The sequence below is a fragment of the Leucobacter sp. wl10 genome, from assembly GCF_003569785.1.
Taxonomy (GTDB): domain Bacteria; phylum Actinomycetota; class Actinomycetes; order Actinomycetales; family Microbacteriaceae; genus Leucobacter.
The window spans coordinates 23,495-44,584 of the sequence record NZ_KZ984010.1 but is presented as its reverse complement, the minus strand read 5'-3'; the positions used below and the strand labels follow the sequence as shown (position 1 = coordinate 44,584).

The window sequence follows — 21,090 nt, the reverse complement described above, 5'->3', positions numbered from 1 at the left end:
GATGGACTAGCGGGGGGCGGGCTCGGAGTCCGGGCGACGCGTGTCGAACGCCGAGATGCCCAGGAAGACTCCCGTGATGATCGTGTAGGCGCCGAAGAAGCCGAGGATGGCGACGGAATCGCCGCGCACGAGCAGCGCGAGGATCGCGAGGAGAATCCCCGCCGCACCGACGACGGTCGCGTCCTGGCGGCTGCCCGGGCGCACGGCACTGCTGAGGAACTCGAGCAGCGCGCTCACGAGCGCCCACGCCGCGATGACCGCGGCGAGGACGATGGTCGTAGCGGCGAAGGGCAGCACGACCGCCGCGACGATCGAGGCGATGCCGAGCAGGAGCGGGATCGGACTGGGGGAGCCGGAGCGGCGCGCTATCCACTCGACGAGGTGCGCAATGCCGATGGCGGCGAGCGAGGCGGAGGTGATGCCCCGGTCGAATCCCAGCAGCTGATGGAGGGTCGCGGTGAAGGTGATCGCGGCGCCCGCGACGAGCAGCGCCGTCACACGCACCAACCGGACAGCACGCGGCACCGGCGTTTCGGGGGTCGTCGACGGGCCGGCGTTCGTCACCGCTGCGGACATGGCACCCCCTCCTTCGCCTCTAGTCTACCGCTCTGGTCAGGGCGATCCCTGATCGCGGGTTCCCGTCGTCTCACAGCGTGCGTCCGCTCATGCGACCGCGGTCGAGCCCTCCGGAGGAGCGACCCGGGCGCCCCTGTTCGATCGAAGCCGTCGCTCGCGCCCGCGGCCGCCGGGCGCGATAACGCACGCGGGACCGGTCATACCCCCTGCGGCATATCCTGGAACCGCGAGTAGTGGCCCTGAAACGCCACGGTGACGGTGCCCGTGGGGCCGTTGCGCTGCTTCGCCAGGATGAAGTCGGCCTCTCCGGCACGCGGGCTGTCCCGGTCCCCGACCGCTTCCCTGTGCAGCAGGATCACCATGTCGGCGTCCTGCTCGAGCGAGCCCGACTCTCGCAGATCACTGATCGCCGGCATCTTGTCGGCGCGCTGCTCAGATGCTCGGTTGAGCTGGGACAGCGCGATCACGGGGACGTCGAGCTCCTTCGAGAGCAGCTTGAGTGCGCGCGAGAACTCGCTGACCTCCTGCTGACGGCTCTCGGCCTTCTTGCCGCTCGAGAGCAGCTGCAGGTAGTCGATGACCACCATCTTGAGGCCGTGCTGCTGCTTCAGCCGACGGCACTTGGCTCGGATCTCGACGAGGGTGAGGTTGGGGCTGTCGTCGATGAAGAGCGGCTTCTCGGAGATGCGGGCCTGCGTCGCTGCGAGCTTCTGGAAGTCTCGATTGTCGAGGGCGCCCTTGCGCAGGGTCTGCATGGGAATCGTGGCCTCCGCGGCCAGCAGACGCATCGCGATCTCGGCGCGGCCCATCTCGAGCGAGAAGAAGACGGTGGGCGCGCCGGCGTGCACGGACGCGTTGCGGGCGACATCGAGCGCCAGCGTGGACTTGCCCATCGCGGGTCGGGCCGCAATGATGACCATCTGGCCGCCGGCGAACCCGTTGGTCATCGCGTCGAGCTCGCTGAATCCCGTGGGCACGCCGAGCATGCCGTCGGCCGCGCCATTGGCCTTGTTGATCTCCTCGATCGCGGCGTCGACGGCGAGCGACAGCGGCACATAGTCCTCGCCCTGGCTCTCACCGGTCACACCGTAGATCTCGGACTGAGCGACGTTGACGAGGTCGATGGCCTCGCCCTCTCCCGCGTAGCCCATCTGCACGATGCGGGTGCCGGCCTCCACCAGCCGCCGCAGCAGCGCCTTCTCGGCCACGATCTCGGCGTAGAAGCTCGCGTTGGCCGCGGTAGGCACGATGCTGGTGAGCGTGTGCAGGTACTCCGCGCCGCCGGCCCGCTGCAGCTCGCCCGCCTTGGTGAGTTCGTCGGTGACGGTGATCACGTCGGTCGGCTCGCCGCGCGAGTAGAGCGACAGAACAGCCTCGTAGATCACCTCGTGCTTCGGCACGTAGAAATCGGGGCCCTTGAGCAGACCGGTGACGTCTGCCACCGCGTCCTTCGAGAGCAGCATGCCGCCGAGGGCGCTCTGCTCGGCGAGCAGATCGTAGGGCGGGGTGCGCTCGTAACTGCGCGCTTCATCCTCGACGAACGGATCTGGGATTCCCAGGTGTGCGATGGACACGCGGTCACTCCTTCACGATGAGGCGGGGCTGTTACTGAACCATCAGACACCTGACCCCCGACATTCACGCTACGGGCACTCGCCGCCTCGTTCAAACACCGTCAAACGGGCCGCTTCCCGCCCTGTGGATAACTCGGTGCATAACGCGCCGCTTTGCGCGGGAGCTTTTCCACACTCTTGGGGAGAACATGTGGACAGCTTGTGGAGCGTGGATAATTTATACCCTTTGATCAGGTATTAATGTTTTCCACAAGAGATAAGTTATTCAAGTCTCAGGTAGAACTTGAGGCTTGAAACGCGGGCGACCATGTGGACAACCTGGACACGGAAGCGGCTTTGTCAAGCCCGAGCTCCGTCTCGGGCGTTTCCTCCTGTTCACAACGCATTCACCCTCCGTGTCCGGCGGGATCGGGAGCGCGACGGACGTCGTCGGCAGTCACGCGGAGGAGCTGCGCGTCTCGATTCCGAGCGGGGGAGCGAGGGCACGAGCAGGGCGAGGACGAGCGCGGGGAGCGGGCGACCTCGCAGGCGGAGGAATCCGCGGAGCGCTGCAGAGCGCACGGCGAAGGGGGCGACGATCCTGAGTGATCGTCGCCCCCTTCGCCGTGCGAGCCGAGCTATCGCTGCGAGATGACCTGCAGGGTCACCTCGGCGTCCACGCCCTCGTGCAGGTGGATGGTCGCCCGGTACTCACCGGTCGACTTGATGGTCGGCACCGTGATCTTGCGCTTGTCGATCTCGCCGATGCCGGCCTCGGCCACGGCTGCGGCGACGGCGGCCGGCTTCACCGAGCCGAACAGGCGACCGCCCGTGCCGGTCTTCGCCTGCAGGCGGATCTTGCCCTCCTGCAGCCTGACCCTGAGCGCCTGGGCGTCCTCGACCGAAGCGAGGGCGCGGGCCTCGCGCGCGGCGCGGAGCTGGGCGACCTGGGCCTCGCCGCCGCGAGTCCAGTGCACCGCGTAGCCCTGCGGCACGAGGTAGTTGCGTGCGTAGCCGTTCTTGACGTCGACGACATCGCCGGCGGAACCGAGGCCCTGGACCTCGTTCGTGAGAATTACCTTCGCCATGGTGGTCTACTCCTTAGCGGCCGGAACCGGCGTAGGGGAGCAGGGCCATCTCGCGGGCGTTCTTGACGGCCTTCGCGATCAGGCGCTGCTCCTGCACGGACACGCCGGTGATGCGGCGGGCGCGGATCTTGCCGCGCTCAGAGATGAACTTGCGCAGCGTAGCGACATCCTTGTAGTCGATGACGCCGACGGTCTGCTTCTTCGCGGGTGCGAGGGTCTTGGCGTTCTTGCCCCGACCCGGCTTGCGGCCTGCGCCGCTGGACTTGCCTGCCATATTGGTCTCTTTTCGTGATGCGATCCGGGTGGCCCGGATCGAGAAGTTGTCTGCCTAGAAGGGCTGCTCGTCGTCGAAACCGCCGCCGAAATCCCCGCCGGAGGAGGATCCGCCCTGGCCCGAGTTGGCCCAGGGGTTGTCCTGCTGCTGACCGCCGCCGCTACTGCCGGAGCGGCCCCAGCTGCTCTGACCCTGCGGCTGGTTGCCGCCGCCGAAGCCGCCGACCTGGCCGCGCGACTGACCGCGGGTGACCTGAGCGGTGGCGAAGCGGAGCGACGGGCCGACCTCCTCGACCTCGAGATCGAGGGAGGTGCGCTGCTGACCCTGGTTGTCGGTGTAGCTGCGCTGGGTGAGGCGGCCCTGGACGATGACGCGCATGCCCTTGGTGAGCGAGGCTGCGATGTTGTCGGCGTACTCGCCGTACGCGCGGCACCCCAGCCACAGCGGCTCTCCGTCCGACCAATCACCGGACTGACGATCGCGCACGCGCGGCGTCGACGCGATCCGGAACGTCACCCAGGACTTGCCCGCCTGGCTGACACGCGGCTCGGGGTCGGCAACCAGGTTGCCGACCACGGTGATCAGCGGCTCGCCGGCCATGGGCTACGCGCCCACCTTCGCGGCGCGAGCGGCCTTGGCCCGGTCGCGCTTGGCCTGCGCGGCGCGCTGAGCGATGAGCTCGTCGGCGCGGAGCACCTTGGTGCGCAGCACCGCCTCGGAGAGACCGAGCTGACGGTCGAGCTCGGCGGTCGCGTCGGGGCTCGCGGTGAAGTTCACCACGACGTAGACGCCCTCGGTCTGCTTCTTGATCTCGTATGCGAGACGGCGCTTGCCCCAGATGTCGACGTTCTCGATCTCGCCGCCCGCGTTGCGGATGACGCCGAGGAACTTGTCGATGCTGGGGGCCACGGTGCGCTCGTCGATACCGGGATCGAGGATCACCATGAGTTCGTACGGATGCATTACTGACCCACCTCCTTCGGACTTCACGGCCGCAGGATTTCTGCGGCAGGAGGGTTGTTGTGCATCGTGCCCGGGCGCGGAACGGATCGCTCTGTGCGCGGACAACTCGAACAGCCTACCACCTTCAGCGCACGGAGTCACCCGCCCGGCTGCTCGCGGAATCCCTCGAGGCACGAGATCGGCTCCCGCTGGCCGCCGACGTGGACGATGTCGCCGCCGTCGACGGTCAGCTGGGTGCCGTGGGCGCGCAGCGCCGCGACCTTGCGCTCGAGCCAGGGGGAGACGTCGTGCCGCTCGACGGGGTCGAGCGCTGCGGTCCCCTCCGTCTCCGCGATCTCCGAACCCGAGACGATCTCCCAGAACGGAATCTCGAGCGCCCGCGCCACCGCCCGGGCGAGCCGGTGGGAGAGCACGTGATCCGGGTGGCCGTAGCCGCCCCCGTCGTCGTAGCTCACGATGCCCCGCGCACCCGAGCGGTAGGCCGCGGCCAGCAGATCGTTCAGCGGTTCGATCGCGGGCACGCTCGTGAGGGCGTCTGGGCCGGCGTCGGGTACGGCCGTCGCGCGGCCGTCCGGTCCCCAGGACATGCCGGAGTCCTCGTAGATGGCGGGGGAGAGGCCCTCGGCGCGGGCCGGGTCGACCCCGAGGAAGGCGTGGCGCTCGACGCCCAGCATGCCGAGCGCGGTCTTCAGCTCGTTCTGCCGCACGATCGCGAGACCGTGCGTGCCCGCGAGCGCCGCCAGCGGACCGGGCACGACCTCTCCCTGTTCGCCGCGCGTCAGCGTGACCAGCAGGGGTTCGCGCCCGGTCTCCGCGAGCGCGGCGAGCGTGCCGCCCGTCATGATCGTCTCATCGTCGGGGTGCGCGTGCACGAACATCACGCGCGCCCGCCCGCCGAACCACTCGCTCGGATCCTGCATCAACTCTCCTCCTGGCGAACCCACCAGGCCCGCAGCCGCTCCTCCGCGGCCTCCTCGCCGATGGGCCCCTCGTCGAGACGCACCTCGAGCAGGTACTTGTAGGCCCGGCCCACGAGCGGTCCGGGCGGGACGCCGAGGATCGCCATGATCCGTTCGCCGTCGAGCTCGGGGCGCACCGCCGCGAGCTCCTCGGCCTCCGCGAGCTCCGAGATGCGCCGCTCGATGTCGTCGTAGGCGTGCTCGAGCCGCTCGGCCTTGCGCCGGTTGCGGGTCGTGACATCGGCGCGGGTGAGGACGTGCAGCCGCTGCAGCTCGTCGCCCGCGTCGCGCACGTAGCGCCGCACCGCTGAGTCGGTCCACTGCTGGTCGCTGTAACCGAAGAACCGCAGGTGCAGCTCGACGAGCCGCGCCGCCCGCTTCACGGTGCCGTTGTCGAAGCGCAGCTCCCGCAGCCGTCTCCTCGCGAGCTTCGCGCCCACGACGTCGTGGTGGTGGAAGGTGACGTTCCCGCGCTCGAAGCGCCGAGTGACCGGCTTGCCGATGTCGTGCAGGAGGGCCGCGATCCTCAGCACGATGTCGGGCGAGGGATCGTGATCCCGGGCCTTCTCGAGATCGATGGCCTGCCGCAGCACCGTGAGGCTGTGCTCGTAGACGTCCTTGTGCCTGCCGTGGTCGTCCTGGGTGGCGACGAGCGCCGTCAGCTCGGGCAGGAAGCGATCGGCGAGACCGGTGTCGACCAGCAGCCGGATCCCCGGCACGGGGTCGTCGGCCGAGAGCAGCTTCACGAGCTCGTCGCGAACGCGTTCCGCCGAGACGATGTCGAGGCGATCGGCGAAGCGCACCATCGCGTCCCGGGTCTCGGCGTCGACCTCGAAGCCGAGCTGCGAGGCGAAGCGGGCCGCGCGCAGCATGCGCAGCGGGTCGTCGGTGAAGGACGCCTCGGGGGGGCCGGGAGTGCGGATGCGCCCCGCGAGCAGGTCCTCGATCCCGCCCGCGCCGCTCGCGGAGGCGGCGCCCACGTCGACGAGCCGCATCTCGGGCAGCATGAGGGCCAGTGCGTTGATGGTGAAGTCGCGCCGCACCAGATCGCCCTCGATCGTGTCTCCGTAGCTCACCTCGGGCTTGCGCGAGTCGTCGCGGTAGGTCTCGGCGCGATAGGTGGTGATCTCGACGTCCTCGCCATGCACCCGGGCCGCGATAGTGCCGAAGTCGCGGCCGACGTCCCAGACGCTCTGCCCGAGGGTGTCGAGAATCTCGCGCGTCTCGCCGGGTCGCGCCGAGGTCGTGAAATCGAGGTCCGTGACCGGTCGGCCGAGCAGGGCGTCGCGCACCGGCCCGCCGACCAGCGCGAATTCGTGGCCGCGCTCGGAGAACGCCGATGCGAGAGCCGCGACGGGTGCGGACGCTGCGATGGCCCGCAGCGCCTCCATGGACTGGGCGAGGGTGGGCATCCCTCAAGAGTACCGGGGTCGCACCGGCTGGGATGCGTGTCAGCGTCGCTCCATAGACTGGGCGTCATGTCTTCCGCCCGCCGGCGCCTCGCGCACGCGCTCACCGCGGCGCTCGTCGCGCTGGGGCTGCTCGCCGGGGCGGCGCCCGCGGGTGCGGAGACTCCCGCTCCCGCTCCGCCCCCGGCCGAGCTCGTCGTCGCGCCGCAGGATCCGGTGATCGACGAGGGCGACGCCGAGGTGTCGTTCAGCGTACTCGTGAGGAACCCGGGGGAGCAGGTGGTGCCGAGCGGGGACATCGAGCTGCGCCTCTCCGCCCAGCCGATGGAGACGGCCGGTGAACTCGAGGCCCAGGCCGCTTCCGCCTCGCTGGACCTCGCCCAGGGGCGCATCGGGGAGACGGCCCCCGGAAGCGAGCAGGCCGCCACGATCACGGTGCCGCGCGACCGGCTCCCGTCGCCGTCCTCCAGGGGGGTTCACGCGGTGCTGGCCTCGTTCACGCCCGACGATCCCGGGGGCTCCGGGACGCCCCCCGACGTCCTCACCGCCTTCTCGCCCGTCGTGTGGGGCGGCCCGGCGGCCCCCGACATCCCCCCGGCCGGCGCGGCCAACGCCGAGAGCACCGTGCGGCTGAGCCTGATCGTCCCCCTCGTGCTGCCCTCCGACATCCGCACGCTTCCCACCCGCAGTCAGCTCGCCGAGCTCGTCCCGACGTGGGAGGGGCTGCTCGCGCAGGCCCGCCTGCAGCAGGCCACGCTCGCGATCGATCCGCGGATCGTCGCCGGGATCCGCGCATACGGGGGCGAGGCGCCCGAGAACGCGCGCCAGTTCCTCGACGGCCTCGAGCGCAGTGCGCTGCCCAGCTTCCTGCTGCAGTTCGCCGACGCGGATCCGGCGGCGCAGGCCGCGCTCGGCTTCACCTCGCTGCTCGCCCCGAGCAGTCTCGACTTCGTCTCCCGCTTCGGCAGCGTCGATGCGACACTCGCGAGCGATGAGGGGAACTCCGCCCCTGCACCGTCGGGCACTCCGAACCCCTCCGACGGGGGCGGGAGCGGGCCGGACGACCCCGGGAACGCCGACCCCGAAGCCCCGACGCTCCCCACCCTCGAGGAGCTCTTGGACTGGCCGCAGCAGCAGAGCGTCGCCTGGCCGGCCGAGGGGGCCGTCGACGAGACCGCCCTCGAACTGCTGCGCGTCGAGGGCATCGACTCCGTCGTGCTCAGATCCGACAACGTCACCGACGCGGGGGCGCCGCGCGCCCGGCTTCCCCGGGGCTCCGCCCTGATCACCGATGCCGCGCTCGGAGACGCGGCCCGCGCGGCCCTGTCGGCGCCCACCGAGACCGAGCGCGCGGGAGGCGCCGCCCGGCTCAGCGCGCAACTGGCCTTCGCGGCGCAGGCCGGGTCCGGGGGAGCGCTGCTCGGGCTCGACCGAGGAGCGGTGGGCGACAGCGAGGATCCCGCGCAGCTCCTGGAGCTGCTCTCGTCGCTCGCCTGGGTCGTCCCCACACCCGTCGCCGAGCAGCCCGAGGGCACCGCATCGCTGCGGGCGAGCGGCACCTCCGAGAAGCGCGTCGCGCTGCTGCGCGCCGCCGCGAGCCGGGAGTCGTCCGTTACCGAACTGGGCGCCGTGCTCGTGAATCCGGAGTACCTCAGCGGGTACCAGCGCGCGCGGCTGCTCGAGCTCTTCGCCACGCGTTACGCGTCGGCAGGAGTCGATTTCGAGGGCGTCGCGGCGCAGTTCCGCGAGCGCGACGCCCAACTGCTCGACGGCGTGCGCGTCATCACCACCGAGAACACCCAGCTCGTCGGCAACTCGACGCGCGTACCGGTGCAGCTGCGCAACGCCCTCCCGTTCGACGCCCAGGTCACCGTGCAAGCCGACCCCTCTTCGGCCGCGCTCTCGGTCACGGAGCGCCGTTTTACCGATGTGCTCGTGCCCGCCGAGGCGAACGAGCGGGTGCTCGTGCCCGTGCTCAGCCGCGTCTCCTCGGGCGAGTCGGGCCTCGTCGTCACCGTCTCGGCGGCTACGGGCGAACCCACCGTGTCCACGAGCACCCTGCCGATCTCCATCCGCAGCACCATCGAGACCATCGCCCTCTGGGCGCTCGGATCGCTGGCCGCCCTGCTGCTGGTGTTCGGGATCTGGCGCAGCGTGCGGCGCAGGCGGCAGGGCGGGGCCAGCGCAACTTCCAGCCCCGCGGAATAGCGCGACCCTAGGATGGGTTGTATTCCCTGCGCGGCCCCGGCCGCGGCTGACACGGCATCTCGCACGAGGAGCTCCATGCACCAGATCATCATCATCGGTTCCGGCCCCGCTGGCTTCACCGCCGCCATCTACGCCGCGCGCGCCGGCCTCGAACCCGTGCTCTTCGCGAGCTCCGTCGCCATCGGCGGCGAACTCATGAACACGACGGAGGTCGAGAACTTCCCGGGCTTCCCGGAGGGCATCCAGGGGCCGGATCTGATGCAGAAGATGCAGGAGCAGGCCGAGCGCTTCGGCACGCGGGTGGTGTACGACGACGCGGTCGAGGTCGACTTCTCGGGCGACGTGAAGCGCGTCATCGCGGGCGACGGCACGGTGCACGAGGCGCGCGCCGTCGTCTACGCGACCGGCTCGGCCTATCGCAAGCTGGGGCTGCCGGATGAGGATCGCCTCTCCGGCCACGGCGTCTCGTGGTGCGCCACCTGCGACGGCTTCTTCTTCCGCGAGAAGACCATCGCCGTCGTCGGCGGGGGCGACTCCGCCATGGAGGAGGCCACGTTCCTCACGCGCTTCGCGGACAAGGTCTACGTGATCCACCGCCGCGAGGAGCTCAAGGCCTCGAAGATCATGCAGCAGCGCGCCTTCGACAACGAGAAGATCGAGTTCATCTGGAACTCGGAGGTCACTGCGATCCGCGGTGAGAACCAGGTCAGCGGCGTCGCGCTGCGCAGCACGGTCGACGGCTCCGCGAGCGAGCTCCCGCTCGAGGGCCTCTTCATCGCGATCGGCAACGATCCGCGCACGCACCTGGTGCACGACAAGCTCGAGCTGACCGCGGAGGGCACCATCGCGGTGCAGGGCCGCAGCTCGCGCACCTCCGTCGTCGGAGTCTTCGCCGCCGGAGACGTGGTCGATCCCACCTATCGGCAGGCCGTCACCGCCGCCGCCTCGGGCACGGTCGCGGCCTTGGACGCCGAGCACTACCTCGCCGCGCTCGACGCCGCTCAACCCCTGGCAGCGCTCGCCGAGCGCTGATCGTCACCGACTCGCAACCGAAAGAGGAATCATCATGAGCGAAGCCATCAACGTCGACGAGCAGACCTTCGACAGGGTCGTGCTGCAGAGCGACATCCCCGTGCTGGTCGACTTCTGGGCCGCCTGGTGCGGCCCGTGCCGCGCCGTGGCTCCCGTCCTCGACCAGATCGCGGCCGAGCAGGAGGGCAAGCTGCGCATCGTCAAACTCAACATCGACGAGAACCCGAACCTCGCGGGCCGATACCGCATCACCTCGATCCCCGCCATGAAGGTCTTCAAGAACGGCGAGGAGGTGCGCGAGATCATCGGCGCCATGCCGAAGCCGATGATCGAGGAGCACCTGAACGGGATCATCTGAGATTCTCGCCCGGTGACGGCGGGTCGGTGGGTGCCACCGGCCCGCCGTTTCGCGTCTCATCAGCCGCGTTCGGCGAGCTCCGCGAGGCGGTCGATCGAGGCGCGCAGCGCCTCCGGCGTGTTCTTGCGGGCCCGTGCGAAGCGGCTCTCGTCGGTGAGGCCGCTCCAGTCGTAGGTGTGGCGCACGAGCGAGCCGCCACCGGGCAGCGGCTCCACCTCCCACCGCCACAGGTGGCCAGGCGTCTCGCCACCGGGCGGCGCCGGCTTCCAGGCTATGCGCCGTCCCTCTTCGAACTCCACGACGCGGTTGTCGCGGTCCTCGCCGTTGTGGATGCGCATCACGAACACGTCGCCGACGGCGCGCACCCGCTGGCCCGGTGCCGCCTCGATCAGGTTGCCGTTGCCGTCCCAGCGCGGCTGCTGCGCGGGATCCGCGATCAGCTCGAAGATCGTCGCGGGCTCCGCGGTGACCTCGCGCTCGGCTGACACCACCCTGTTCTCTGCAGTCATACCGTCAGTCAAGCACAGCGGGCCTGCTCGCGGAAGCAGTCAGCACCGGAGCGGGTCCCACGAGGTCGGCCCGGCGGAGGGTCGGCACCCGGGGATGCAGGGGTACGGATCAGCCGAAGCCGGGATCGTCGAGCTCGACGAGGATGCGCTTGAGATCGGCGATCGTCGCGAAGTCGATGATGATCTGCCCTTTCTTGGCGCCGAGCCTCACCGCGACCCGCGTATCGAATCGGTCGCCCAGCCTCTCGGCGATCTCGCCCAGCTGGGCCTGCACGCCACCCGCGCGGGGTCGCGGCGGCCGGCGCTTGGGCTCCTCGGAGGCCGCAGCCTCGGCCGCCCTCACCGACAGCCCCTCGTTGACGATCTTGTCGGCGAGGCGCTGCATGGCCTCTCCGTCGCCGTCGAGCGAGAGGATCGCGCGGGCGTGACCGGCCGACAGCACGCCGGCGGCGACCCGGGTCTGCACCGGCTCGGGCAGGCGGAGCAGTCGGATGGTGTTGGAGATCTGCGGGCGCGACCGGCCGATGCGCTCGGCCAGCTGCTCCTGCGTGATACCGAAATCGGCGAGCAGCTGCTGGTAGGCCGAAGCCTCTTCGAGCGGGTTCAGCTGGGCTCGGTGCAGGTTCTCGAGCAGGGCGTCGCGCAGCATGTGCTCGTCCGCCGCGCTGCGGATGATCGCGGGAATGGTCTCGAGGCCGGCGCGTTTGGAGGCGCGCAGACGGCGCTCGCCCATGATGAGCTCGTAATGCGGTTCACCCGCAGGGGGAACCGGTTCGATGGCGCGCACCACGACCGGCTGGAACACGCCGAACTCGCGCACGCTGTGCGTCAGCTCCTCGAGCGCCTCCTCGTCGAACTCGGTGCGCGGCTGCAGGCGGTTCGGCACGATGTCGTCGACGGGCAGGCGCGTCAGCCGGGCTCCCGGCACCTCGCGCAGGTCGGTGTCGCGACCGGGCTCGGACACCGTTTCGCGCAGGGGAGTCGAGGAGCCCACTGACGAAACGCTCTGCGTCTCGCTCCCGTTGGAGGGCGTCGGGAAGAACACGTCGACCGGGCGCTCGCCGCTCGACGGCGACTGCGGAATGAGCGCGCCGATCCCGCGGCCGAGCCCGCCTCGCTTCTTCGTCGCCATGCGCTACGCCCTTCCGCTTTCATAGGTGTTCGTGTACTGGTTGCCGTCCGCGTTCTCGGCTCCACCCGCGGCGTCTGGCGATCCGGCCCCTCGTTCCGCCATCTCCGCCGCCGCCTCGAGGTAAGCGAGCGCACCGATCGATGCGCCGTCGTAGGCGTGCACGGTCTGGCCGTAGCTCGGCGCCTCCGAGATGCGCACCGAGCGGGGGATCACGGCGTCCAGCACCTGCTCGGGGAAGTGCGAGCGCACCTCGCCCGCCACCTCGTGCGCGAGATTGGTTCGCGCGTCGTACATCGTGAGCAGGATCGTCGAGACGCGCAAGCCCGGGTTCAGGTGCTTCTGGATCAGCTGAATGTTGCCGAGCAGCTGGCTCAGCCCCTCGAGGGCGTAGTACTCGCACTGGATCGGGATCAGCACCTCGTCGGCGGCGACGAAGGCGTTGACGGTGAGCAGCCCGAGCGAGGGTGGGCAGTCGATGAAGACGTAGTGATACCGGCGCTCGGCCTCCGCGAGAAAGCTCTGCAGGGCCGTGCGGAGCCGCTGTTCACGGGCGACGAGCGATACGAGCTCGATCTCGGCTCCGGCCAGGTTGATGGTCGACGGCACGCAGTCGAGACGCTCGTGGTCCGTGGTCGGCTGCAGCGCATCCCCGAGACCGCTGTCGCCGAGCAGCACGTCGTAGACGCTGGTCACCTCGGGCCGGTGGGGGACCCCGAGAGCCGTGGAGGCGTTGCCCTGCGGGTCGAGGTCGATCACCAGCACGTTCGCGCCCCGCCGGGCCAGCGCCGAGGCGAGATTGACGGTCGTGGTGGTCTTGCCCACCCCGCCCTTCTGATTGGAGACCGTGACGACGCGCGGTTGCGCCGGGAGGGGCGAGACCGTCTCCGCGAGTTTGCGGCGTCGCCGGACCTTATCGGCGAGGTGGTCGCCGACGAGCGACTTCTCCGCTTCAGCCATGTCTATCGATTTTAGCTCGAAACACCCGGGTCGTCTCGTCGAGCAGGCCCGCTCCGAGCTCCTCCACGGAGACGCGCGTCACTCGATGCTTGCGCAGCGCCTTCTCGGCCGCGTCGATCTCGCCCTGCACCGAGCTGCCCTTGAGGAAGAGCATCTCGCCGCCGTCGCGCAGCAGCGGTGCGGCGAGCGGCACCAGCTTGCGCAGGGCCGTGACGGCGCGAGCGGTCACCTGCTCCACCTCGAACGCGCCGTGATACTCCTCGGCACGCCCCCTGCGCACCTCGGCGTTCTGCAGGCCGAGGCGATCGATCTGCTCGTTCAGCCAGCTGCAGCGGCGCTCCATGGGCTCGATCAGCAGGAAGCGCGCGTCGGGGCGAACGATCGCCAGCACCAGACCCGGCATGCCGCCGCCCGTGCCGATGTCGGCGACATGGGCGCCCGACTTCACGAGGGGCGCCAGCACCGCGCTGTTGAGCAGGTGCCTGGTCCAGAGCCGTGGTGGTTCGAGCGGGCCGATGAGTCCGAGCCGCTCGCCGTGCGCGCCGAGATCCCGAGCGAACTCGCGCAGCGCCTCGATACGGTCGCCCGCGATCTCGGCGGCGGCCGCGGGCTCAGGCTCCACCTGCGCGTCAGCAGTCACGGCAGCACTTTCCTCGAGAGGTTTCACGTGAAACGGCGGCCCCGTCAGCCGCGGCTGATGACGAGACGGCGATCCCGGCCCTCGCCCCGGGACTCCGAGTGGAAGCCGCGCTCGGCGACCTCATCGTGCACCAGCTTGCGCTCGTACGACGACATGGGCTCGAGCTCCACCCGGTCGAGCCCGGCGGCGATCTGCGCGATCGCGGCGTCGACCATGCCCCTCAGCTCGATGGCCCGCGCGTCCCGCGAGCCGCCGATGTCGACGATGAGACGCGAGAAGCGGCCGGTCTTCGCCTGGACCGCGAGCCGGGCCAGATCCTGCAGCGCCTGCACGGCCTCGGCGGAGGCGATGCGGTCGAGATCCTCTCCGCCGCCCGTCACCGCGACGTAGGCGCGGCCGTTGGCCACGTCGATGTCGATGTCGCCGTCCATGTCGGCGATGTCGAGGAGCCCCTCGATGTAGTCGGCGGCCAGGTCGCCCTCGGCTTCGAGCTCCTCGAGGCCGAGTTCGTCGTCCACTCGGCTCTCGCCGGCGCGCTCAGTGCTCACGATGCCCTCACTTGTTCTTCTTCTTGGCGCGCCTGGAGCTCAGCGGCTGCTGCCGCTGGCCCTTCTGCGGCTGCTCGCCCGGCGAGGACGGATCCTGGCCCAGAGCCTTCGCGCGCTTCTCGTCGTCGGTCAGCTTACCCTTCGCCTTGAGCCGCTCCTGACGCCTGCGCCACGCCTCGCTGCCCGGGGTCGGCATGTTGCGGATCACGATGCCCTGCTGGCCCATGGTCCAGAGGTTCGAGCTGAACCAGTAGATGTTGAGCGCCAAGGGGAAGGCGACGCCCGAGAAGAGGAAGGCGAAGGGAATGATGTAGAGCAGGATCTTCTGCTGCCGGTACATCGGCGAGTTCTTCGTCTCATCCGAGACGTTCTTCGACATGATCTGCAGCTGGGTGAAGAACTGCGACGCGATCATCAGCACCATGATGGCGCCGAGCAGTACGACGACCATCCAGTTGCCGTTCTCCCAGCCCTGGGTGAAGGTCATCTTGAGCGGTGCACCGAAGATGGTCGCCGCGTTGAAGCTCTGCGTGAGCTGCTCGGTCATGAAACCGATGCCGGTCTTGTTCTCGGAGGCTTGACGGAGCACGTAGAACAGCGAGAAGAAGACGGGCATCTGGATGAGGATGGGCAGGCACGAGGCGAAGGGATTGGTGCCGTGCTTCTTGTACAGAGCCATCGTCTCGCGGCTCATGGCCTCGCGCGAGAACTGATCCTTCTTGCCCTTGTACTTGTCCTGGATCTTCTTCATCTCGGGCGCGAGATCCATCATGCGACGCTGCGACCTGATTTGCCGCACCGTCACCGGAATCAGCGCCGAGCGCACCACCACCACGAGCCCGATGACCGAGAGCACCCAGGTGACGCCCGAAGCCGGGTCCATGCCGATCGCGGTGAACAGCCAGTGCCAGGCCCACAGCACCAGCTCGACGAGCCAGCGCAGCGGCCAGAGTATGGTTTCGAAGAAGTCCACCGGGTTAGGCCTTTCGCTCGATGGGGCGGACGAAGCCGCGGGGATTGATCACGAAGTTCTGGTGCTGTCCCGGCGGAACGTCGTCGATGCCGCCGGGAGTGAAGGGATTGCAGCGCAGAAGCCGCCAGACGGTGAGCACCGTGCCGACGAGGAAGCCACGCGACTGATACGCCTCCAAAGCGTATCGGGAACACGATGGATGATACCTGCATACCTGGCCGTAGAGGGGAGAGATCAGCCTGCGGTAGGCCCGCATGAATGCGATCATGCCGTTGCGGGGCAGCAGCCAGATTTCCAGGAGCGGTCTCATGCGGATCCACCGCCGTGCGCGATCAGTTCGCGCTCGACCCGATCGAGCGCACGATTCATCTCCCGCTCGAGCTGCTCGAACGAGGCGCCGGCGACCGCTGGGAGCGCGCGGAAGACCACGTCCACCCCGACGATGCCGGTGCGCAGCCGGCGCTCGACGACCGTCTTGAGACGTCGGCGGATCAGATTGCGGGTCACCGCGTTGCCGACGGCTTTGGAGACGATGAAGCCGAAGCGGGCGGGTTGCCCGGGGGCACGGAAAACCGCGTGGGTGATGCAGAACGCACCACCCACGCGGTAGCCTGCGCGCACGGTGCGCCGGTAGTCCTCGCCCCGCGTGACACGATGTCGCCTCGCAGGCACGATCGAGCTCGGGCGGGAGTCGGGACTATGCCGAGAGCTTCGAGCGGCCCTTGCCGCGACGAGCCGCCACGATGGCGCGTCCGGCGCGGGTGCGCATGCGGGCGCGGAAGCCGTGCACCTTGGCGCGACGGCGGTTATTGGGCTGGAAGGTGCGCTTGCTCATGTGAAGACTCCGTGACTTATGGAATAGATCCCCAAGGCTCGGTGACGTCGGGGAAGTCGGATCTGGACGAAGCGCGAGCCGTAGGAAGAACGCATCCTTCCGCAGCACGCGCCGACGCACTGCGTCGACCTAGGCGGGCCGCCCATACAAGGTATTTACTTTACGCCACAAGTCCGATCCCGTCAAAGCCTGCGTCGCGCGGCCGACGAGCTGTGCGGCCGTGAGGAATGTCGACCTGCGGTTCAAGGCGAGACTTGCCTGTGGACAAATCTGTGGCTAACGTGGGCGCAGGTGTTCTCCCTCCGCCGACAATCTCCCGATATACCGGGGATCTGCGCCCGTTCCTTTGTGGATAACTTTGGGTATAACATCGACCATTTCCAGACCTTCGAGACCGAGCCGGGTAGACGCGTGACTGATGACGAACTGCAGGAGGTCTGGGGTCGTGTGACCCGGACCGTGATGGGGGATCCCTCCGTCGGCCCGGCGAACGGTGCGCAGGTCGCTCTCGCGATGCCCCGGGGGATCGCGGCGGGAACGCTCTATCTCGCGGTTCCTTACGAGTTCACGCTGAAGCTGCTCGAGAGCCGCCTGCGGCCGGCCATCATGGCGGCGATCGCGGGTATCCCCGAGGCGGACCAGATCGAGAACTTCGTGGTGATCGTCGACGAGGAGGCCCTTCCGCCGCTCGAACCCGAACCCGCGGCCGAAACGGAGGCGCCGGCGGCCGCTGCCGCACAGGTCGCCGCGCCGCGCCACGAGAGCGCGCGCCCCGTCGACGAGCCCCGGAGGCGCCACGGCATCGACACGCCGGTCGACAGCAGGCTGAACGAGAAGTACGGGTTCGACAGCTTCGTGATCGGGCAGTCCAATCGTTTCGCGCACGCGGCGGCCGTCGCGGTGGCTGAGGCGCCCGCGCGGGCCTACAATCCGCTCTTCATCTACGGGGACTCCGGGCTCGGCAAGACGCACCTGCTGCACGCGATCGGACACTACGCCAGGGAGATGTTTCCGGATGTCCGGGTGCGCTACGTCAGCTCCGAGGATTTCACCAACGACTTCATCAACTCGATCGCCAACAACCAGGGCGCCGCTTTCCACTCCCGCTATCGCGGCGTCGACATCCTGCTCGTCGACGACATCCAGTTCCTCGAGGACAAGGTCGAGACCCAGGAGGCGTTCTTCCACACCTTCAACACGCTGCACGACCACAACAAGCAGGTAGTCATCACGAGCGACGTCCAGCCGAAGCAACTGCGCGGCTTCGAGGAGCGGATGCTCTCCCGCTTCGAGTGGGGGCTGCTCACCGACATCCAGGCGCCCGACCTCGAGACCCGCATCGCGATCCTGCGCAAGAAGGCGCAGCGCGAGAACCTCGAGATCGACCACAGCATCCTCGAGTTCATCGCGAGCAAGTTCGCCTCGAACATCCGCGAGCTCGAGGGCACCCTGATCCGGGTCACGGCATACGCGAGCCTGAATCAGCAGCGCATCGACATGCAACTCGTGCACACCGTGCTGAAGGATCTCATCACGCTCGACGCCGACAACGAGGTGCAGCCCTCGGACATCATCAGCCGGACCGCGGAGTACTTCGATCTCTCGGTCGACGACCTGTACGGTCCCACCCGGGCGCAGCAGATCGCCACGGCACGCCAGATCGCGATGTATCTCTGCAGGGAGCTCACGCCGCTCTCGCTGCCCAAGATCGGCCAGCTCTTCGGGGGCCGCGATCACACCACGGTCATGTACGCCCACAAGAAGATCTCCCAGCTCATCGCGGAGCGCCGCTCCATCTACAACCAGGTGCAGGAGCTCACCACCCGCATCAAGCAGGGCTCGCGTTAGGCGCGATTCACCGCGCGTTTATCCACAGGGCGGGCGGCCCTTGTGGATAGTTGGGGAGAACCGGGTCCGTCCTGTGGAGGAGGAGGCACACGCTGTGGATGAGTCCTACACCATAAACTTCCGCATCATTTCGCGGAAGACGACTCGTCCCGATGCCGCCAACAACTCACAGAGCTGTAGTTCTCTACAAAACGCTGAGGTCTCGGGAGTTATCCACAGTATCCACAACTGTTAACACTGTTAACACCTTCATCTCCTTCTTCGGGCATTCGATCACGCGAACCGCATGCGGGCCGCCCGGAACTTCCCCTTCCGACGGGGGTCTGCACGGATGCCCCGCACCGCCGAGTATGCAAAGATTGTGAACCGACAGATCAGGCGCGCGTACGTGTGCGTGGGAGGGAAGTCAGATGCGATTCACCGTCAACCGCGACGTGTTCAGCGAGGCCGTGTCGTTCGCGGTGAAGCTGCTGCCGCAGCGCCCCACCCAGCCGCTGTTGAGCGGAGCACTGATCGAGGCGGAGGGCGACCGTCTCACCGTCTCGTCCTTCGACTACGAGGTTTCGGCGCGCACGAGCGTGACGGCCGAGGTGGACGACGCCGGTAGGGCGCTCGTGTCCGGTCGGTTGCTGAGCGAGATCGCGCAGCGCCTGCCGCACGCCGACGTCGAGGTCGCCCTGCTCGAGAACCGCGTCGAGGTTCGATGCGGTTCGGCCTCGTTCAGCCTCCCCGCTATGCCGGTCGAGGAATATCCGCAGGTGCCGCAGGTCGATTCGGTTTCGGGATCGGTTCCGGCCGACGTGTTCGCCGACGCCATCGCGCAGGTCTCCCTCGCCGCGTCGAAGGACGACGTGACCCCCGTCATCACCGGCGTGCAGTTCGAGGTGACCGAGAACTCGCTGACGTTGACCGCCACCGACCGCTATCGCGTTGCCACTCGCAGCATCGACTGGGAGAACCAGAGCGGACAGGACGCGCTCACGGCCCTGGTCCCGTCGAAGATCGTCACCGAGGTCGGCAAGACCTTTTCGGGTGACGGCCAGGTGCAGGTCTCGATCATCAAGGACGCGGAGCGCGAGCTGATCGCGTTCACGGGCGGTTCGAAGACCGTGACGTCGTTGCTCATCAAGGGCAACTATCCGCCGGTGGGCCGGCTCTTCCCGGAGAGCGTCGACAACTACGCGGTCGTGAACACCGGTGAACTGGTGGAAGCGGTCGGCCGCGTGGGCCTGGTGCTCGAGCGAGAGGCCGCGCTGCGGTTCTCCTTCGTCGAGGGTTCCGTGACGCTGGAGGCTGCCGGAACCGAATCCGCCCAGGCTGTCGAGATCGTGGATGCTCACCTCGTCGGTGAAGACATGGTGGTCTCGCTCAAGCCTCAGTTCCTGCTCGACGGGCTGCGTTCGACGCACGCCGAGTTCGCCCGGGTCGCCTTCACGCGCACCGACAACCCCGGCAAGCCCGGCCCCGTGCTCATCACGAGCCAGCGCAGCAGGGACGATGCCGACGAGGAGAGCTTCCGTTACCTGCTGCAGCCCAACCTGCTGCTGCGATAGGGGGAGCGATGCGGGTCGCGCATCTCTCGCTCGTCGATTTCCGCAACTACCGCACGGCGGAGCTGGATCTGGCGTCGGGCCCGAACCTGTTCATCGGTCGCAACGGCCAGGGCAAGACGAACCTCGTCGAGGCGATCGGCTACTTCGCGACCCTTCGTTCGCATCGGGTGACGAGCGATTCGCCGATGATCCGCGCCGGCGCCGAGGCCGCGATCATGCGGATGAGAGTCGCGGCCGCGGAACGGGACGTGATGCTCGAGTTGCAGTTGAACAGGGAACGACCGAATCGTGCGCAGGTGAATCGCAACCCCGTGCGACCTCGGGAGGTCACGAGATGGTTCGCATCGGTGGCTTTCGTTCCGGAGGATCTCGGAATCGTCCGTGGAGAACCATCGGGGCGCCGGCGCTTTCTCGATGACGCCCTCGTCGTGAGGCATCCAGTCGCTGCGGGGGCTCTCTCGGACTATGAGCGAGTGGTGCGCCAGCGCACGTCGCTGCTGAAATCTGCGCGGGGCGGATCCGCGGCGGTAGACGCGACGCTGAGTATTTGGGACGAGCAGCTGGTCGAGTACGGGACGCAGATCATGCTCGCTCGGCGCGAACTCGTCCGGGATCTGGGCGGACCGTTGCGCGAGGGGTACCGTCGATTGGTCTCGCAGGATCACGGTCCGGGGATCTTCTTGAGCGAGTCGGTGACCGCGGCTCTCTCACGCGCCGATGTTTCACGTGAAACGCAGAGCGCGGAGGAACTCGCGGACGTTTCACGTGAAACGTTGATCGCGCAGTTTCGCGAGGCTCTGGCCGCCGTTCGATCGCGCGAGCTGGAGCGAGGGGTGACGTTGGTCGGTCCCCACCGGGATGACCTCCTGCTCACGCTCAACGGTCTCCCCGTCAAGGGCTACGCCAGCCACGGGGAGTCCTGGTCGTTCGCTCTGGCCTTGAAGATGGCTCTGGCGGCCATTCTCCGGGATGAGTCGCCGGCTGGAGATCCTGTGATCGTGCTCGACGATGTCTTCGCCGAGCTGGATTCTCGCCGGAGGGATAGCTTGATGGCCGCCGTCAGCGATTTCGAACAGGTGATCGTGACGGCCGCCGTCGAGGAAGATGTGCCCGATGGCGTCGCATGGCGGCGAGTGCTCATCGAGGCCGGTGCTGTGATTTCGAGGGGCGACTGATGCCGAGCGGGGAGCCGGGGTTCGCCTCCGAGGCTTATCTGCGGGCGAAGGCGGTCTGGCGGGGATCCGCCGTTCGCAGGCGCAAGCGCGTCGCCTCGGACGTTCCGGGGGGCCGGCCGTTCGGGGGCGGTAGAGACCCACGGGCCCTCGGCGAGGTGCTCAATTCGATGGCGAGCGACATGGGGTGGAGCCTCGAACTGGAGCAAGCGCGCCTGATCGCCGAGTGGGCGGAGTTCGCGGGCGACGCGACGGCCGAGCATACGACCGTGGTCGGCATCAGTAACGGAGTGCTGCAGGTGCAGTGCGACTCGACGACCTGGGCCACCGAGTTGCGCCGGCTCCGGGCCGAGATGCTCACCAGGCTGCTGCGCGACTACCCCGACGCGGAGGTACGGGATCTTCGCTTCCTCGCACCGGGGGCGCCGAGTTGGCGACACGGCCCGCGCACTGTGCGGGGGAGGGGACCCCGGGACACATACGGATAGTGCGGGGTGACGGAA

Annotated in this window: 24 protein-coding genes; 7 read left to right on the top strand and 17 right to left on the bottom strand. The window is 68.5% G+C overall.

Annotated elements, in window-relative coordinates; all coding sequences use genetic code 11:
- Nucleotides 1-6: 6 nt before the first annotated feature.
- From D1J51_RS15950 to D1J51_RS15915, 8 genes are all read right to left on the bottom strand, one after another.
- Entirely contained in the window at nt 7-576 is a 570-nt protein-coding gene (locus tag D1J51_RS15950; RefSeq protein WP_119076899.1) for a DUF308 domain-containing protein, read from the bottom strand.
- Nucleotides 577-773: 197 nt separating this feature from the next.
- On the bottom strand, nt 774-2,150 hold the full coding sequence (dnaB, locus tag D1J51_RS15945) for a replicative DNA helicase (RefSeq protein ID WP_119076897.1): 1,377 nt from the start codon (nt 2,148-2,150) through the stop codon (nt 774-776).
- Between the two features lie 617 nt (nt 2,151-2,767).
- Complete coding sequence (rplI, locus tag D1J51_RS15940) at nt 2,768-3,217, bottom strand: 50S ribosomal protein L9 (protein ID WP_119076895.1); 450 nt, start codon at nt 3,215-3,217, stop codon at nt 2,768-2,770.
- Nucleotides 3,218-3,230: 13 nt separating this feature from the next.
- Nucleotides 3,231-3,491: a 30S ribosomal protein S18 gene (gene rpsR, locus D1J51_RS15935; RefSeq protein ID WP_017884085.1), complete on the bottom strand. Its 261-nt coding sequence runs from the start codon at nt 3,489-3,491 to the stop codon at nt 3,231-3,233.
- A gap of 54 nt (nt 3,492-3,545) precedes the next feature.
- A complete protein-coding gene (ssb, locus tag D1J51_RS15930; protein WP_119076893.1) occupies nt 3,546-4,091 on the bottom strand; it encodes a single-stranded DNA-binding protein in 546 nt (181 codons plus the stop codon).
- A gap of 3 nt (nt 4,092-4,094) precedes the next feature.
- Nucleotides 4,095-4,454: a 30S ribosomal protein S6 gene (rpsF, locus tag D1J51_RS15925; RefSeq protein WP_119076892.1), complete on the bottom strand. Its 360-nt coding sequence runs from the start codon at nt 4,452-4,454 to the stop codon at nt 4,095-4,097.
- A gap of 137 nt (nt 4,455-4,591) precedes the next feature.
- Nucleotides 4,592-5,374, bottom strand: coding sequence for a PIG-L family deacetylase (locus D1J51_RS15920; RefSeq protein WP_119076890.1), 783 nt, complete (start codon nt 5,372-5,374; stop codon nt 4,592-4,594).
- Nucleotides 5,374-6,825 carry a CCA tRNA nucleotidyltransferase gene (locus D1J51_RS15915; RefSeq protein WP_119076889.1) on the bottom strand — a complete coding sequence of 484 codons (1,452 nt, stop codon included), beginning with the start codon at nt 6,823-6,825 and terminating at the stop codon, nt 5,374-5,376. Before D1J51_RS15915 ends, D1J51_RS15920 begins: the two co-directional genes overlap by 1 nt.
- Before the next feature lie 66 nt (nt 6,826-6,891).
- Between D1J51_RS15915 and D1J51_RS15910 the strand changes: the two genes are divergently transcribed.
- The 3 genes from D1J51_RS15910 to trxA all read left to right on the top strand — a co-directional run bounded on the left by D1J51_RS15910 (nt 6,892) and on the right by trxA (nt 10,420).
- A complete protein-coding gene (locus D1J51_RS15910; protein WP_119076887.1) occupies nt 6,892-9,030 on the top strand; it encodes a DUF6049 family protein in 2,139 nt (712 codons plus the stop codon).
- 75 nt (nt 9,031-9,105) lie between these two features.
- Complete coding sequence (gene trxB, locus D1J51_RS15905; protein ID WP_119076885.1) at nt 9,106-10,062, top strand: thioredoxin-disulfide reductase; 957 nt, start codon at nt 9,106-9,108, stop codon at nt 10,060-10,062.
- A gap of 34 nt (nt 10,063-10,096) precedes the next feature.
- Nucleotides 10,097-10,420, top strand: a complete 324-nt coding sequence (gene trxA / locus D1J51_RS15900) for a thioredoxin (protein WP_119076883.1) — start codon at nt 10,097-10,099, stop codon at nt 10,418-10,420.
- Between the two features lie 59 nt (nt 10,421-10,479).
- Here the strand turns inward: trxA and D1J51_RS15895 are convergent, their stop codons facing one another.
- The 9 genes from D1J51_RS15895 to rpmH form a co-directional block, all read right to left on the bottom strand.
- A complete protein-coding gene (locus tag D1J51_RS15895; RefSeq protein WP_119076882.1) occupies nt 10,480-10,929 on the bottom strand; it encodes an SRPBCC family protein in 450 nt (149 codons plus the stop codon).
- 109 nt (nt 10,930-11,038) lie between these two features.
- Nucleotides 11,039-12,061, bottom strand: coding sequence for a ParB/RepB/Spo0J family partition protein (locus D1J51_RS15890; RefSeq protein WP_119076880.1), 1,023 nt, complete (start codon nt 12,059-12,061; stop codon nt 11,039-11,041).
- Nucleotides 12,062-12,064: 3 nt separating this feature from the next.
- A complete protein-coding gene (locus D1J51_RS15885; RefSeq protein WP_240423369.1) occupies nt 12,065-13,018 on the bottom strand; it encodes a ParA family protein in 954 nt (317 codons plus the stop codon).
- Nucleotides 13,011-13,658 (bottom strand): 16S rRNA (guanine(527)-N(7))-methyltransferase RsmG, encoded by a 648-nt coding sequence (gene rsmG, locus D1J51_RS15880; protein WP_119076879.1) that lies wholly within the window; start codon nt 13,656-13,658, stop codon nt 13,011-13,013. The genes D1J51_RS15885 and rsmG overlap by 8 nt, the downstream gene beginning before the upstream one ends.
- Before the next feature lie 44 nt (nt 13,659-13,702).
- On the bottom strand, nt 13,703-14,206 hold the full coding sequence (locus D1J51_RS15875; RefSeq protein ID WP_205547977.1) for a Jag family protein: 504 nt from the start codon (nt 14,204-14,206) through the stop codon (nt 13,703-13,705).
- 7 nt (nt 14,207-14,213) lie between these two features.
- Nucleotides 14,214-15,179 carry a membrane protein insertase YidC gene (gene yidC, locus D1J51_RS15870; protein WP_119076875.1) on the bottom strand — a complete coding sequence of 322 codons (966 nt, stop codon included), beginning with the start codon at nt 15,177-15,179 and terminating at the stop codon, nt 14,214-14,216.
- 4 nt (nt 15,180-15,183) lie between these two features.
- Nucleotides 15,184-15,489 (bottom strand): membrane protein insertion efficiency factor YidD, encoded by a 306-nt coding sequence (yidD, locus tag D1J51_RS15865; protein WP_119076873.1) that lies wholly within the window; start codon nt 15,487-15,489, stop codon nt 15,184-15,186.
- Nucleotides 15,486-15,851: a ribonuclease P protein component gene (gene rnpA / locus D1J51_RS15860; RefSeq protein ID WP_119076871.1), complete on the bottom strand. Its 366-nt coding sequence runs from the start codon at nt 15,849-15,851 to the stop codon at nt 15,486-15,488. The genes yidD and rnpA overlap by 4 nt, the downstream gene beginning before the upstream one ends.
- Before the next feature lie 25 nt (nt 15,852-15,876).
- Nucleotides 15,877-16,014 carry a 50S ribosomal protein L34 gene (gene rpmH / locus D1J51_RS15855; protein ID WP_119076870.1) on the bottom strand — a complete coding sequence of 46 codons (138 nt, stop codon included), beginning with the start codon at nt 16,012-16,014 and terminating at the stop codon, nt 15,877-15,879.
- Nucleotides 16,015-16,425: 411 nt separating this feature from the next.
- Between rpmH and dnaA the strand changes: the two genes are divergently transcribed.
- The 4 genes from dnaA (at nt 16,426) to D1J51_RS15835 (ending at nt 21,075) form a co-directional block, all read left to right on the top strand.
- Entirely contained in the window at nt 16,426-17,862 is a 1,437-nt protein-coding gene (dnaA, locus tag D1J51_RS15850; RefSeq protein WP_119076868.1) for a chromosomal replication initiator protein DnaA, read from the top strand.
- 410 nt (nt 17,863-18,272) lie between these two features.
- Nucleotides 18,273-19,415: a DNA polymerase III subunit beta gene (gene dnaN, locus D1J51_RS15845; protein ID WP_119076867.1), complete on the top strand. Its 1,143-nt coding sequence runs from the start codon at nt 18,273-18,275 to the stop codon at nt 19,413-19,415.
- Between the two features lie 8 nt (nt 19,416-19,423).
- The gene (gene recF / locus D1J51_RS15840; protein WP_119076865.1) at nt 19,424-20,590 is read left to right on the top strand and encodes a DNA replication/repair protein RecF; all 1,167 of its coding nucleotides are present in this window, start codon (nt 19,424-19,426) and stop codon (nt 20,588-20,590) included.
- Nucleotides 20,539-21,075: a DciA family protein gene (locus D1J51_RS15835; RefSeq protein WP_371414097.1), complete on the top strand. Its 537-nt coding sequence runs from the start codon at nt 20,539-20,541 to the stop codon at nt 21,073-21,075. Before recF ends, D1J51_RS15835 begins: the two co-directional genes overlap by 52 nt.
- The last annotated feature ends 15 nt before the right edge of the window (nt 21,076-21,090 follow it).

What these genes read in the sequence shown, in the direction of transcription:
- D1J51_RS15950 (WP_119076899.1), bottom strand. Translation starts at nt 576, where the DNA reads ATGTCCGCAGCGGTGACGAACGCCGGCCCGTCGACGACCCCCGAAACG.
- rplI (WP_119076895.1), bottom strand. Translation starts at nt 3,217, where the DNA reads ATGGCGAAGGTAATTCTCACGAACGAGGTCCAGGGCCTCGGTTCCGCC.
- rpsR (WP_017884085.1), bottom strand. Translation starts at nt 3,491, where the DNA reads ATGGCAGGCAAGTCCAGCGGCGCAGGCCGCAAGCCGGGTCGGGGCAAG.
- ssb (WP_119076893.1), bottom strand. Translation starts at nt 4,091, where the DNA reads ATGGCCGGCGAGCCGCTGATCACCGTGGTCGGCAACCTGGTTGCCGAC.
- rpsF (WP_119076892.1), bottom strand. Translation starts at nt 4,454, where the DNA reads ATGCATCCGTACGAACTCATGGTGATCCTCGATCCCGGTATCGACGAG.
- D1J51_RS15920 (WP_119076890.1), bottom strand. Translation starts at nt 5,374, where the DNA reads ATGCAGGATCCGAGCGAGTGGTTCGGCGGGCGGGCGCGCGTGATGTTC.
- D1J51_RS15915 (WP_119076889.1), bottom strand. Translation starts at nt 6,825, where the DNA reads ATGCCCACCCTCGCCCAGTCCATGGAGGCGCTGCGGGCCATCGCAGCG.
- D1J51_RS15910 (WP_119076887.1), top strand. Translation starts at nt 6,892, where the DNA reads ATGTCTTCCGCCCGCCGGCGCCTCGCGCACGCGCTCACCGCGGCGCTC.
- trxB (WP_119076885.1), top strand. Translation starts at nt 9,106, where the DNA reads ATGCACCAGATCATCATCATCGGTTCCGGCCCCGCTGGCTTCACCGCC.
- trxA (WP_119076883.1), top strand. Translation starts at nt 10,097, where the DNA reads ATGAGCGAAGCCATCAACGTCGACGAGCAGACCTTCGACAGGGTCGTG.
- D1J51_RS15895 (WP_119076882.1), bottom strand. Translation starts at nt 10,929, where the DNA reads ATGACTGCAGAGAACAGGGTGGTGTCAGCCGAGCGCGAGGTCACCGCG.
- D1J51_RS15890 (WP_119076880.1), bottom strand. Translation starts at nt 12,061, where the DNA reads ATGGCGACGAAGAAGCGAGGCGGGCTCGGCCGCGGGATCGGCGCGCTC.
- D1J51_RS15885 (WP_240423369.1), bottom strand. Translation starts at nt 13,018, where the DNA reads ATGGCTGAAGCGGAGAAGTCGCTCGTCGGCGACCACCTCGCCGATAAG.
- yidD (WP_119076873.1), bottom strand. Translation starts at nt 15,489, where the DNA reads ATGAGACCGCTCCTGGAAATCTGGCTGCTGCCCCGCAACGGCATGATC.
- rpmH (WP_119076870.1), bottom strand. Translation starts at nt 16,014, where the DNA reads ATGAGCAAGCGCACCTTCCAGCCCAATAACCGCCGTCGCGCCAAGGTG.
- dnaN (WP_119076867.1), top strand. Translation starts at nt 18,273, where the DNA reads ATGCGATTCACCGTCAACCGCGACGTGTTCAGCGAGGCCGTGTCGTTC.
- recF (WP_119076865.1), top strand. Translation starts at nt 19,424, where the DNA reads ATGCGGGTCGCGCATCTCTCGCTCGTCGATTTCCGCAACTACCGCACG.
- D1J51_RS15835 (WP_371414097.1), top strand. Translation starts at nt 20,539, where the DNA reads ATGGCGGCGAGTGCTCATCGAGGCCGGTGCTGTGATTTCGAGGGGCGA.